The following is a 13,166-nucleotide window of genomic DNA, read 5'->3' on the forward strand; positions in this document are numbered from 1 at the left end:
AAAAACCGGCCACAGGGGCCGGTTTGCTTTTTAGCGTGTAAGTTACTCAACAGGCTGCGGACGCGTCGGCGCCGCAGAGGCCTGATGGGTTGCGCTATGGCCACCCGCAGCACCTTTACCGTCGAAGCCGAACGCCGGGCGAACCCAGTCGCTATGGCGCGGCGCTTCCGGCACATAAGCCGGAGCCGGTGCGCGCGTCATCGGCGCGCTGGCGTGATGGGCCGCAGCAGGTGCAGTTTCGACAACAGGCTTAGCCACCACTTCTGGCTCGGTCACAACAACCGGTGCTTCTTCGACCACTGGCGCCTCAACAGGCGCAGCGGTTTCAGCAACCACTTCTGCAACCGGCGCTTCCGGCTCAACTGCGGCAGGCTGCACTTCCTCAACCACTTCCTGCGCAACCACAGCGTCTTCTTCGGCGATGATTTGTGGCTGTTCAGTCACCGGCGCTTCAATCACTTCCGGATGGCTGGTTTCAACCACTGGCTCAACGATTTCAGCAACAGGCTGCGGTTGGGCAACAGGTTCAACGGTTTCTACCGGGGCAACGGGTGCTTCGGCAACGATGGTTTCAGCAACCACAGGTTCAGCGACCGCGACTGGCGCAACAACCTGCTCAATGGTTTCCTGAACCACGACGTCCTGCTCGCGTTGTTCTTCAACAACCTGATCCTGCGGACGGGTTACCGGGTAACGGATCCACACTTTACCTGACGCCAGTTCCGGCGATGCGCACGCTACGGTCAGCGGCATCGGAGACTGGGTCGGATAACGCTCGTCACGATAGCGACGACGACGCTGACCGCTCACGCGCAGATGACGTGGGGAACGGCGTGAACGACGCGGCATACCCGCGGCATCACGTGCTTCGCCGTTGTCATCGTGCTCGGCCTGAACCGGTGCGCTTTCAACGACAGCAGGCAGATCGACTTTCGCCAGCTCGGTACGCGGTGCGGCAGTTTCCTGCGGGATATCATCTTCGAAGGTTTCGCGTGCCGCCGTTTCTTCCGCTGTTTCAATGCGGATTTTCTGCGTCAGCTGACGTTGCTTACGACGCGGCATAGTCTGAACGCGTTCTTCCTGCGCATTGTCGTCAGCAACGATATCTTCACGAACCTGCGGTTTCGCTTCCTGCTGCGTCTGACGTTTTTCGTCGTTGTTACGGCGACGGTTACGTTCACGGCGCGGCTGCTGCTCATCGCGGGATTTCGCTTTATCGCCATCTTCAGCGATGTTCTGCTGACGGTTGTCGCGTGTTTCCGCATTTTGCTGCGGTTTTTCGCGACGATTGCGACGGTTGTCTTCACGGCCTTCGCGGTTTTCACGCGGCTCGCGGGCTTCGCGTCCTTCGTTATCGCCACGGTTGTTATCACGACGTTCGTTGCGGTCGCCACGATCGCCTCGGTCGTTGCGGTCATTACGATCGCGACGGTTGTTTTGACGCGGCTTGCGGCGCTCCTGCTGGCGAGCAGGTTTCTCTTCTTTCTTCTCCGGCTGCGGCTCAACAACGGGCTCTTCGCTACCGCCAAACAGGTTTTTCAGCGCGCTGAAGAAGCGAGACAGCAGGCCCGGTGCGGCAGGTGCAGCAACGGCGGCCGTTTTGACTGCGGTCGGCGCAGAAACTGCTGGTTTTTCAGTCGTCGGTTCCGGCGGAACTTCCGGCATCACAAAGGTCGCGAGAGCCGGTTGTTCAGGCAGTTTACGTTCAGCAGGCTCATCTTCAGACGGCAGCGCCATCTCTTCTTCGTGCAGTTTCGGCAGCAGATAGCTCAGGGTTGAGGTCTCTTCACCTTTACGCACGCGCAGTACGTGATAGTGCGGCGTTTCCATCTGATCGTTCGGCACGATGATGCAGCGAACATCGCCACCCTGACGGGTTTCAATAGCGCTCACAGCGGCACGTTTTTCGTTCAGCAGGTAAGACGCAATCGGCACAGGGACGATGGCGTGAACTTCTTTGGTGTTCTCTTTCAGCGCTTCTTCTTCAATCAGACGCAGAATAGAGAGCGCCATGGATTCGTTGTCACGCACGGTACCGGTACCGGAGCAGCGCGGGCAGACGTGATGGCTGGATTCACCCAGTGAAGGGCTCAGACGCTGACGCGACATTTCCAGCAGACCAAAGCGAGAGATGTGGCTGATTTGGATACGCGCACGGTCCTGACGCACCGCTTCACGCAGACGGTTTTCTACCGCGCGCTGGTGGCGTACCGGCGTCATATCAATGAAGTCGATAACGATCAGACCGCCCAGGTCGCGCAGGCGCAGCTGGCGGGCAATTTCATCGGCGGCTTCAAGGTTGGTGTTGAACGCGGTTTCTTCGATATCGCCGCCGCGGGTGGCTCGTGCGGAGTTGATGTCGATAGCGGTCAGCGCTTCGGTGCTATCGATAACGATAGAACCACCGGACGGCAGGCGAACTTCACGCTGGAAAGCGGATTCGATCTGCGATTCGATTTGATAGTGGCTGAACAGCGGGATTTCACCGGTGTACAGTTTGATTTTGCTGCTGAAATCCGGACGGCCCAGCGCGGAGATATGCTGGCGAGCCAGCTCCAGCACTTTCGGGTTGTCGATGAGGATTTCACCGATGTCCTGGCGCAGGTAGTCGCGGAAGGCACGCACGATAACGTTGCTTTCCTGGTGAATCAGGAACGGCGCAGGGCGGCTTTCAGCGGCTTTTTTGATGGCTTCCCAGTGTTTCAGGCGGAAGCTTAAATCCCACTGCAATGCTTCGGCAGATTTGCCAACGCCTGCGGTGCGAACGATAAGCCCCATGCCATCCGGCAGCTCAAGGCTTGCCAGCGCTTCTTTCAGTTCAGTGCGATCGTCGCCTTCGATACGGCGAGAGATACCGCCCGCACGCGGGTTGTTCGGCATCAGCACCAGATAACTGCCCGCCAGGCTGATAAAGGTGGTCAGCGCAGCGCCTTTATTGCCGCGTTCTTCTTTATCAATCTGAACAATCACTTCCTGACCTTCACGCAGCACGTCTTTGATGTTCGGACGGCCATGTGCGCTGTAGTTAGCAGGGAAGTATTCGCGGGCAATTTCTTTGAGGGGGAGGAAACCGTGACGTTCAGCGCCGTAATCGACAAACGCTGCTTCAAGACTCGGTTCAATGCGGGTAATTTTGCCTTTGTAGATGTTCGCTTTTTTCTGTTCATGACCTGGGCTTTCGATATCCAGATCATACAGACGCTGCCCATCAACGAGGGCGACACGCAACTCTTCCTGCTGAGTTGCGTTGATTAACATTCTTTTCATCGTAACTTACTCATTATTCTTACATTGACGACTAAGCTGCGAGCAGAGTGATACCTTTCCGGGGTAAACCGATGGCCTCGTGACTGTTCACGTCGCCAACCTCACGGTTGTCGCTCGCTTAAGAGGCGCAGAGTGTCGGTAGCCTGTATTTCAAACGGAAACACAGCGCAATTATCAGGGGAACAGCCTGGGATAACTCTCCAGAGAAGATTCCATTTATACTCATCGTCATTCACTCAACAGACGCGTGGCTTCGCCTGCTTACCCCAGTTGCTTTGACTTAGGTAAGCTTCCGGGGACGCCCGGCTTGCCGTCATTCTGTTGGGTGAAATCCAGTAAAGTATCTACCGGTAAGGACTGCAACCCGCAGCCCGCTAACTGTCTGAAAGATCAATACGTCTTACGCCATTGCTGCGTGGATGATCGGACAGACAAAACTGGTCATTCCGTTTAATTCCTTGCACTAACAAGATGAACACGGAAAACGTCTTCATTATTCCTTGCTAACCTTGTTATAGCAAGTTGACTTTCACCTTTTATCACCCGGTTAATCACAGTTTTTTCACTTGCTCGTTGAGATTGCTCTAATAACCATCAACGCATTCAGTGAAGAAGACTGTGAGTCAGGGCAATGATAAATATAAGCACAGAAAAATGAGTGGCGCTATCGAGCGGGGATATTTAGAATCGCCCACCATGAAAACTGAGACTCCAACCGTAAAAATGGTTGCCATTAGCGCTGACGAAGCCGGGCAACGAATTGATAACTTTTTGCGCACCCAACTGAAGGGCGTGCCGAAGAGTATGATTTACCGCATCCTGCGCAAGGGCGAAGTGCGGGTGAACAAAAAACGCATCAAACCCGAATACAAACTGGAAGCGGGCGATGAAGTGCGTATCCCGCCAGTGCGCGTCGCGGAACGTGAAGAAGACGCCGTTTCACCGCATCTGCAAAAAGTGGCCGCGTTGAGCGACGTTATCCTTTATGAAGATGAACACATTCTGGTGCTGAATAAGCCATCGGGGACGGCGGTGCACGGCGGCAGCGGTTTGAGCTTCGGCGTGATTGAAGGCCTGCGCGCGCTGCGCCCGGAAGCTCGCTTCCTGGAACTGGTCCATCGTCTTGACCGTGATACATCCGGCGTGCTGCTGGTGGCGAAAAAACGTTCTGCGCTGCGTTCGCTGCATGAACAGCTGCGTGAAAAAGGGATGCAGAAAGATTATCTGGCGCTGGTGCGCGGTCAGTGGCAGTCACACGTCAAAGCGGTACAGGCGCCATTGCTGAAAAATATTCTGCAAAGCGGCGAGCGTATTGTGCGTGTCAGCCAGGAAGGGAAACCGTCGGAAACGCGTTTTAAAGTGGAAGAGCGCTATGCGTTCGCCACGCTGGTGCGCTGTAGCCCGGTGACGGGGCGTACACACCAGATTCGTGTGCATACCCTTCATGCAGGTCATCCGATTGCTTTTGACGATCGCTACGGCGACCGCGAATTCGATCAGCAGCTCACCGAAGCGGGGACCGGGCTGAAACGTCTGTTCCTGCACGCGGCGGCGTTAAAATTCACTCACCCAGGCACGGGCGAAGTGATGCGCGTAGAAGCGCCAATGGATAACGCGCTGAAGCGCTGTTTGCAGGTGCTGCGGAATATCAAATAAAAGAAGGGCAGCGTCAGGCTGCCCTTCTCAGACAGCTGACAAAGTGCGCTTTGTTCTTGCCGGATGCGGCGTAAACGCCTTATCCGGCCTACAAAGTAGTGCAAATTCAATATATTGCAGAAACCCTGTAGGCCTGATAAGCGCAGCGCATCAGGCAATGTTGCATTTGTCATCAGTCTCAAATAAAAGAAGGGCAGCGTCAGGCTGCCCTTCCTGTCCATGATGTACGGCCTACATACTTAACGGATTAAACCCTTCCCGGCGCAGCATCTGGCACAGCGCAATCAGCGGCAGCCCAACCAGCGTGTTGGGGTCGCGCCCTTCAAGGCGTTCAAACAGCGCGATGCCGAGCCCTTCGCTTTTGAAACTGCCAGCACAATTTAGCGGGCTCTCTTTCTGCACGTAATGGTTTATTTCTTGCTCAGTCAGGTGACGAAAATGGACGTCAAAAGGTTCGCATTCAGTTTGTAACTGACCATTAACAGAATTATAAAGCGCCAAGCCTGTATAAAAGGTCACAATATTGCCACTGGCTTTCTTTAATTGTTTACGCGCGTTTTCTTCCGTGTGCGGTTTGCCGGTTATTTCGCCATCCAGCACGCAAACCTGGTCAGAACCAATAATCAGGTGATGCGGAAAACGCTCGGCCAGCGCCTGCGCTTTCGCCTGTGCCAGACGTAGCACCAGATGGCGCGGCGTTTCGGCGGGCAGGGGCAGCTCATCGACTTCCGGCGCGGCACAGGTGAAAGGGATGCCGAGTTTCTCTAACAGCAGGCGACGGTATGGCGATGTGGAGGCTAAAATAAGTTCAGGCATAATTTTTTAGGTAAACTCTGGCGAATTAGATTGCGACATTTTAAACTACACGCCGCAATGTGTGCGAATTATTGGCAAAAGGCAACCTGAGGCTGCCTTTTTCTTTGACTCTATGACGTTACAAAGTTAATATGCGCGCCCTATGCAAAAGGTAAAATTACCCCTGACTCTCGACCCGGTTCGTACGGCTCAAAAACGCCTTGATTACCAGGGTATCTATACCCCCGATCAAGCGGAGCGCGTCGCCGCGTCCGTAGTCAGTGTAGACAGTGATGTAGAATGCGAGATGTCCTTCGCTATCGATAACCAACGCCTCGCGGTTCTGACCGGTGATGCGAAGGTGACGGTATCGCTGGAATGTCAGCGTTGCGGGAAACCGTTTACTCACCAGGTTTACACAAAGTATTGTTTCAGCCCGGTCAAAAATGATGATCAGGTTGAAGCACTCCCGGAAGCGTATGAGCCGATTGAGGTTAACGAATTCGGTGAAATCGATCTGCTGGCGGTGGTTGAAGATGAAATCATCCTCGCCTTGCCAGTGGTTCCGGTGCATGATTCTGAACACTGTGAAGTGTCCGAGGCGGACATGGTCTTTGGTGAATTGCCTGAAGAGGCGCAGAAGCCAAACCCATTTGCCGTATTAGCCAGCTTAAAGCGTAAGTAATTGAGGAGTAAGGTCCATGGCCGTACAACAAAACAAACCAACCCGTTCCAAACGTGGCATGCGTCGTTCCCATGACGCGCTGACTGCAGTTACCAGCCTGTCTGTAGACAAGACTTCTGGTGAATCCCACCTGCGTCACCACATCACTGCCGACGGTTTCTACCGCGGTCGCAAGGTTATCGCTAAGTAATCACGCGAAAGCGTGGTGAAGCTTAGTGAGGCGTTCCCTGCTTCGACAGGGAACATCCAAACCGAGCGGCGACGATAACCTTGACACATCTAACCCTGGCGTTAGATGTCATGGGGGGAGATTTTGGCCCTACCGTGACAGTGCCTGCAGCACTGCAGGCACTGAATTCCTATTCGCAACTCACACTTCTTCTGGTCGGTAACCCCGACGACATTACGCCATTACTCGCCAAAGCTGATTTTGAGACACGTTCTCGTCTGCAGATTATCCCTGCCCAGTCAGTTATTGCCAGTGATGCACGGCCTTCGCACGCCATCCGCAACAGTCGCGGAACATCGATGCGTGTGGCGCTGGAGCTTGTGAAAGAAGGGCGAGCCGAAGCCTGTGTTAGCGCCGGGAATACCGGTGCGCTGATGGGGCTGGCAAAATTACTGCTCAAACCGCTACAGGGGATTGAGCGCCCGGCGCTGGTGACGGTATTACCGCATCAGCAGAAGGGGAAAACGGTGGTGCTCGATCTGGGCGCTAACGTTGATTGTGATAGCACAATGTTGGTTCAGTTTGCGGTGATGGGCTCGGTGCTCGCGGAAGAAGTGGTTGGCATTGAAAACCCTCGCGTGGCGCTGCTAAATATCGGTGAAGAAGAGACGAAAGGGCTGGACAGCATTCGCGATGCTTCACAGAAACTAAAAACATTGCCGTCTCTGAACTATATTGGCTACCTGGAAGCGAACGAATTGCTGACCGGGAAAACAGATGTATTGGTTTGTGACGGGTTTACAGGTAACGTCACGCTAAAAACCATGGAAGGGGTTGTCAGAATGTTCCTTTCGCTGCTGAAATCGCAGGGCGAGGGGAAAAAAACGGCGTGGTGGCTGATTTTATTAAAACGTTGGTTACAAAAAAGTCTGACCCGGCGATTCAGTCACCTCAACCCCGACCAGTATAATGGTGCCTGTCTGTTAGGATTACGCGGCACGGTGATTAAGAGTCATGGTGCGGCGAATCAACGCGCATTTTGCGTGGCGATCGAACAGGCAGTGCAGGCGGTGCAGCGACAAGTCCCTCAGCGGATTGCCGCTCGCCTGGAATTGTTATACCCGGCTGGTTTTAAGCCGCAGGACGGCGACGCAAAGTAAGCGTGCGACGTGCTGATGTGCCAGGCTGATGGGTATATTACCGGATAAGATTGAGCGTACATGTATACGAAGATTATTGGTACCGGCAGTTATCTGCCCAAGCAAGTGCGTACGAACGCCGACCTGGAAAAAATGGTGGATACGACTGACGAGTGGATTGTCACGCGCACAGGTATCCGTGAACGCCGTATTGCAGGCCCGGATGAATCCGTTGCAACAATGGGCTTTGAAGCCGCTCAGCGCGCACTGGAAATGGCGGGCGTGGATAAAAACGATATCGGCTTGATCGTTGTTGCTACCACCTCTGCAACGCACGCTTTCCCAAGCGCTGCCTGCCAAATTCAGAGCATGTTAGGCATCAAAGGCTGCCCGGCGTTTGACGTCGCTGCGGCCTGTGCGGGTTTCACCTACGCCCTGAGTGTAGCGGACCAGTATGTTAAATCCGGTGCGGTTAAAAATGCGCTGGTGATCGGCTCTGATGTGCTGGCGCGTACCTGCGATCCGACCGATCGCGGCACGATCATTATTTTCGGTGACGGCGCGGGCGCCGTGGTTCTTGGTCAGTCCGAAGAACAGGGAATCATCTCCACCCACCTGCACGCAGACGGAAGCTATGGCGACCTGCTGACGCTGCCTAACGCCGATCGCGTTAATCCAGAAAATTCCATTTATCTGACCATGGCCGGGAACGAAGTGTTCAAGGTTGCGGTCACTGAACTGGCACACATCGTCGAAGAGACGCTGGCGGCCAACAATCTTGACCGTGCTGAACTCGACTGGTTAGTGCCGCATCAGGCCAACCTGCGTATCATCAGCGCGACGGCGAGAAAACTCGGCATGCCAATGGACAACGTCGTGGTGACGCTGGATCGTCACGGCAATACCTCTGCGGCCTCTGTGCCGTGCGCATTTGATGAAGCCGTGCGCGATGGTCGTATTAAGCGCGGGCAGCTGGTGCTGCTGGAAGCCTTTGGTGGCGGGTTCACCTGGGGCTCTGCACTGGTTCGTTTTTAAGTATAAGGATAAAAAAATGACGCAATTTGCTTTTGTGTTCCCTGGGCAGGGTTCTCAAACGGTTGGCATGTTGTCCGAATTAGCGGCAACCTACCCAATTATTGAAGAGACTTTCCGTGAAGCGTCTGACGCACTGGGTTATGATCTGTGGGCATTGACCCAGCAGGGCCCGGCGGAAGAACTGAACAAAACCTGGCAGACACAGCCTGCGCTGCTGACCGCATCCGTTGCGCTGTACCGTTTGTGGCAGCAGCAGGGCGGTAAAGCGCCGGTTCTGATGGCAGGTCATAGCCTGGGTGAATATTCTGCGCTGGTTTGCGCTGGCGTCATTGATTTCGCTGATGCGGTTCGTCTGGTTGAACTGCGCGGCAAGTTTATGCAGGAAGCTGTTCCGGCAGGTACCGGCGGCATGTCCGCTATCATTGGCCTGGACGACGCGTCTATTGCCAAAGCCTGTGAAGAGTCTGCCGAAGGGCAGGTGGTTTCTCCGGTGAACTTTAACTCACCAGGCCAGGTGGTTATCGCTGGTCATAAAGAAGCCGTTGAACGCGCAGGCGCTGCCTGTAAAGCCGCTGGCGCAAAACGTGCGCTGCCGCTGCCTGTTAGCGTGCCGTCTCACTGCGCGCTGATGAAGCCTGCAGCTGAAAAACTGGCCGTTGAGCTGGCAAAAATTACCTTCAACGCACCGCAGATTCCGGTAATCAATAACGTGGATGTGCAGTGTGAAACCGCGCCAGACGCGATTCGTGATGCCCTGATCCGCCAGCTGTATAGCCCGGTTCAGTGGACGAAGAGCGTGGAGCTGATGGCGGCGAAAGGTGTTGAGCACCTGTATGAAGTCGGCCCGGGCAAAGTGCTTACCGGTCTGACTAAACGTATTGTAGATACCCTGACAGCATCGGCGATTAACGAGCCGGAAGCCCTGTCAGCGGCACTTGCGCAATAAAAGAGGAACGCATGAGCTTTGAAGGAAAAATTGCCCTGGTAACAGGTGCAAGCCGCGGTATTGGCCGCGCAATCGCTGAAACTCTCGTCGCTCGCGGCGCGAAAGTTATCGGCACTGCGACCAGCGAAAGCGGCGCGCAGGCGATTAGCGACTACCTGGGTGCGAACGGTAAAGGTCTGATGTTGAATGTGACCGACCCGGCATCTATCGAATCTGTTCTGGAAAATATTCGCGCAGAATTTGGCGAAGTGGACATTCTGGTCAATAATGCCGGGATTACACGTGATAACCTGTTAATGCGCATGAAAGACGATGAGTGGAACGATATCATCGAAACCAATCTTTCATCAGTTTTCCGTCTGTCAAAAGCAGTAATGCGCGCTATGATGAAAAAGCGTCACGGTCGTATTATTACTATCGGTTCTGTGGTTGGTACCATGGGAAATGCTGGTCAGGCTAACTACGCTGCGGCGAAAGCAGGTCTGATCGGTTTCAGTAAGTCGCTGGCGCGTGAAATTGCGTCTCGCGGCATTACGGTGAACGTTGTTGCTCCGGGCTTTATTGAAACGGACATGACGCGTGCGCTGTCTGATGACCAGCGTGCGGGTATCCTGGCGCAGGTTCCTGCGGGTCGCCTCGGCGGCGCACAGGAAATCGCCAACGCGGTTGCATTCCTGGCATCCGACGAAGCAGCTTACATCACGGGTGAAACTTTGCATGTGAACGGCGGGATGTACATGGTCTGACCGCGATTTGCACAAAATGCTCAGGATGCGCGCAGTCTACGTAGTTCTGGGCATAATTAGTGCAAAATGATTTGCGTTATAGGGGGGTATGGCCTCAAAATAACGTAAAATCGTGGTAAGACCTGCCGGGATTTAGTTGCAAATTTTTCAACATTTTATACACTACGAAAACCATCGCGAAAGCGAGTTTTGATAGGAAATTTAAGAGTATGAGCACTATCGAAGAACGCGTTAAGAAAATTATCGGCGAACAGCTGGGCGTTAAGCAGGAAGAAGTTGTGAACTCCGCTTCCTTCGTTGAAGACCTGGGCGCAGATTCTCTTGACACCGTTGAGCTGGTAATGGCTCTGGAAGAAGAGTTTGATACTGAGATTCCGGACGAAGAAGCTGAGAAAATCACCACCGTTCAGGCTGCCATTGATTACATCAACGGCCACCAGGCGTAAGTGAACATCTCCAGGCGGTCATTCGACCGCCTGAGTTTTATCTTTTTATCCCAACGAATCTTATTTTTTCCCTCCCTGGAGGACAACCGTGTCTAAGCGTCGTGTAGTTGTGACCGGACTGGGCATGTTGTCTCCTGTCGGCAATACCGTAGAGTCTACCTGGAAAGCTCTCCTTGCCGGTCAGAGTGGCATCAGCCTGATCGACCATTTCGATACTAGCGCCTATGCAACGAAATTTGCTGGCTTAGTAAAGGATTTTAACTGTGATGACATTATCTCGCGCAAAGAACAGCGCAAGATGGATGCCTTCATTCAATATGGAATTGTCGCTGGCGTACAGGCCATGCAGGATTCTGGCCTTGAAGTGACGGAAGAGAACGCAACCCGCATCGGTGCCGCTATTGGTTCCGGTATCGGTGGTCTCGGCTTGATCGAAGAAAACCACAGTTCGCTTGTCAAAGGCGGACCGCGTAAGATCAGCCCGTTCTTTGTTCCATCCACAATTGTTAATATGGTGGCCGGTCATCTGACCATCATGTTTGGTTTGCGTGGGCCAAGTATCTCTATCGCAACGGCTTGTACTTCAGGCGTACATAACATCGGCCATGCTGCACGTATCATCGCTTATGGCGATGCAGACGCGATGGTGGCTGGCGGCGCAGAAAAAGCCAGTACCCCGCTCGGTGTGGGTGGCTTTGGCGCAGCGCGTGCACTCTCTACTCATAACGAGAATCCGCAGGCGGCGAGCCGTCCGTGGGATAAAGAGCGTGATGGCTTCGTGCTGGGCGACGGTGCAGGTATGGTGGTACTCGAAGAGTACGAGCATGCGAAAAAACGCGGCGCGAAAATCTACGCTGAAGTTGTCGGCTTTGGTATGAGCAGCGATGCTTACCATATGACGTCACCGCCGGAAGATGGCGCAGGTGCTGCGCTGGCGATGGTCAATGCACTGCGTGATGCGGCGCTTGAACCGGGCCAGATTGGCTACGTCAACGCACACGGTACCTCGACGCCGGCGGGCGATAAAGCAGAAGCGCAGGCAGTGAAATCTGTCTTCGGTGATGCTGCCAGCCGCGTAATGGTGAGCTCGACGAAATCCATGACCGGTCACCTGTTAGGTGCGGCGGGAGCGGTAGAATCAATCTACTCCATTCTCGCGCTGCGCGATCAGGCTGTACCGCCAACCATCAACCTGGATAACCCGGATGAAGGTTGCGATCTGGACTTCGTTCCTCACGAAGCCCGTCAGGTAAGCGGAATGGAATACACCCTGTGTAACTCCTTCGGCTTCGGCGGCACCAACGGCTCGTTGATCTTCAAAAAGATCTAACGCTGACGGCGGGCACGCTCGCTGACGGTAAGACCGTTTAAGAAGGCCCGCTCTGCGGGTCTTTTTTTATCTTCAGTTTTCTCTGCTTGTCCTGTACTAATCATCCTGCGACACTATCCGCCCACCGAAAAGGAGCGCCTTATGTTCTTGATTAATGGCCTGGAACAGGACACCCTCGCGGTCAACGACAGGGCCACCCAGTTTGGCGATGGCTGCTTTACAACGGCCCGGATCGAGCAGGGGCGCGTATCTTTACTCTCTGCCCATCTCGCGCGCTTACAGCTTGCCTGCCAGCGTTTAAGCATCGCCTTCAATGACTGGATTCTCCTGCAAGAGGAAATGTGCCAACTGGCGGCCCAACAACAGCAGGGCGTGCTGAAAGTTATTATTAGCCGCGGCACGGGCGGCAGAGGCTACAGCGGTGCGGCGTGTCTCTCCGCTACGCGTATTCTTGCTACGTCCGCATCACCTGCCCATTACTCACGCTGGCGCCGTGACGGCATAACGCTAGCGCTCAGCCCGGTACGCCTGGGGCGCAATCCGTATCTCGCCGGGATGAAACACCTTAACAGACTGGAACAGGTGCTGATTCGCTCTCATCTTGAGCAGACGGACGCTGATGAGGCGCTGGTTCTTGACAGCGAAGGGTGGGTTACGGAATGCTGTGCGGCTAACTTGTTCTGGCGCAAGGGGCAGGATGTTTTCACACCGCGTCTTGATCAGGCGGGCGTGAACGGGATCATGCGCCAGCATATTATTGCGCAGCTTGCCGCATCGCCTTATCAATTGATCGAGGTGGTCGCGCTGCCGGAAGCGTTAGCCGATGCAGACGAAGTGTTAATCTGCAATGCGTTGATACCACTAGCGCCTGTGCAACACTATGCCGGGCTCGATTGGCCGTCGCGCGAACTTTACCAATATTTAGCCCCACTTTGTGAGTTGTCTGATTAGC

General features: G+C 54.4%; 12 protein-coding genes. 10 read left to right on the forward strand and 2 right to left on the reverse strand.

Annotated features, from left to right (window positions below; translation table 11 throughout):
* Positions 1-42: 42 nt before the first annotated feature.
* Positions 43-3,267: a ribonuclease E gene (gene rne, locus AC1MKH_RS09855; protein ID WP_276220206.1), complete on the reverse strand. Its 3,225-nt coding sequence runs from the start codon at positions 3,265-3,267 to the stop codon at positions 43-45.
* A gap of 696 nt (positions 3,268-3,963) precedes the next feature.
* Here rne and rluC point away from each other — a divergent pair.
* Entirely contained in the window at positions 3,964-4,923 is a 960-nt protein-coding gene (rluC, locus tag AC1MKH_RS09860) for a 23S rRNA pseudouridine(955/2504/2580) synthase RluC (protein ID WP_231827666.1), read from the forward strand.
* Between the two features lie 231 nt (positions 4,924-5,154).
* Here rluC and AC1MKH_RS09865 read toward each other — a convergent pair whose 3' ends face one another.
* On the reverse strand, positions 5,155-5,739 hold the full coding sequence (locus AC1MKH_RS09865) for a Maf family protein (protein WP_276220205.1): 585 nt from the start codon (positions 5,737-5,739) through the stop codon (positions 5,155-5,157).
* A 142-nt stretch (positions 5,740-5,881) separates the two neighbouring features.
* Here AC1MKH_RS09865 and yceD point away from each other — a divergent pair, with 142 nt between their 5' ends.
* The 9 genes from yceD to pabC all read left to right on the forward strand — a co-directional run bounded on the left by yceD (position 5,882) and on the right by pabC (position 13,165).
* Entirely contained in the window at positions 5,882-6,403 is a 522-nt protein-coding gene (gene yceD / locus AC1MKH_RS09870; RefSeq protein WP_276220204.1) for a 23S rRNA accumulation protein YceD, read from the forward strand.
* 16 nt (positions 6,404-6,419) lie between these two features.
* On the forward strand, positions 6,420-6,593 hold the full coding sequence (rpmF, locus tag AC1MKH_RS09875) for a 50S ribosomal protein L32 (protein WP_002440227.1): 174 nt from the start codon (positions 6,420-6,422) through the stop codon (positions 6,591-6,593).
* A gap of 80 nt (positions 6,594-6,673) precedes the next feature.
* Positions 6,674-7,732 (forward strand): phosphate acyltransferase PlsX, encoded by a 1,059-nt coding sequence (gene plsX / locus AC1MKH_RS09880; RefSeq protein WP_149464701.1) that lies wholly within the window; start codon positions 6,674-6,676, stop codon positions 7,730-7,732.
* 60 nt (positions 7,733-7,792) lie between these two features.
* On the forward strand, positions 7,793-8,746 hold the full coding sequence (locus tag AC1MKH_RS09885; RefSeq protein ID WP_015964858.1) for a beta-ketoacyl-ACP synthase III: 954 nt from the start codon (positions 7,793-7,795) through the stop codon (positions 8,744-8,746).
* 16 nt (positions 8,747-8,762) lie between these two features.
* Positions 8,763-9,692 carry an ACP S-malonyltransferase gene (fabD, locus tag AC1MKH_RS09890; protein WP_231827664.1) on the forward strand — a complete coding sequence of 310 codons (930 nt, stop codon included), beginning with the start codon at positions 8,763-8,765 and terminating at the stop codon, positions 9,690-9,692.
* A gap of 11 nt (positions 9,693-9,703) precedes the next feature.
* The gene (gene fabG, locus AC1MKH_RS09895) at positions 9,704-10,438 is read left to right on the forward strand and encodes a 3-oxoacyl-ACP reductase FabG (protein WP_015964856.1); all 735 of its coding nucleotides are present in this window, start codon (positions 9,704-9,706) and stop codon (positions 10,436-10,438) included.
* A 209-nt stretch (positions 10,439-10,647) separates the two neighbouring features.
* Positions 10,648-10,884: an acyl carrier protein gene (gene acpP / locus AC1MKH_RS09900; protein ID WP_003857954.1), complete on the forward strand. Its 237-nt coding sequence runs from the start codon at positions 10,648-10,650 to the stop codon at positions 10,882-10,884.
* Between the two features lie 88 nt (positions 10,885-10,972).
* On the forward strand, positions 10,973-12,214 hold the full coding sequence (gene fabF / locus AC1MKH_RS09905) for a beta-ketoacyl-ACP synthase II (protein ID WP_149464704.1): 1,242 nt from the start codon (positions 10,973-10,975) through the stop codon (positions 12,212-12,214).
* Positions 12,215-12,355: 141 nt separating this feature from the next.
* Positions 12,356-13,165 carry an aminodeoxychorismate lyase gene (gene pabC, locus AC1MKH_RS09910; protein ID WP_276220203.1) on the forward strand — a complete coding sequence of 270 codons (810 nt, stop codon included), beginning with the start codon at positions 12,356-12,358 and terminating at the stop codon, positions 13,163-13,165.
* Position 13,166 lies beyond the last annotated feature (1 nt).

The sequence above is a fragment of the Pseudocitrobacter sp. CD920760 genome, assembly GCF_057782505.1.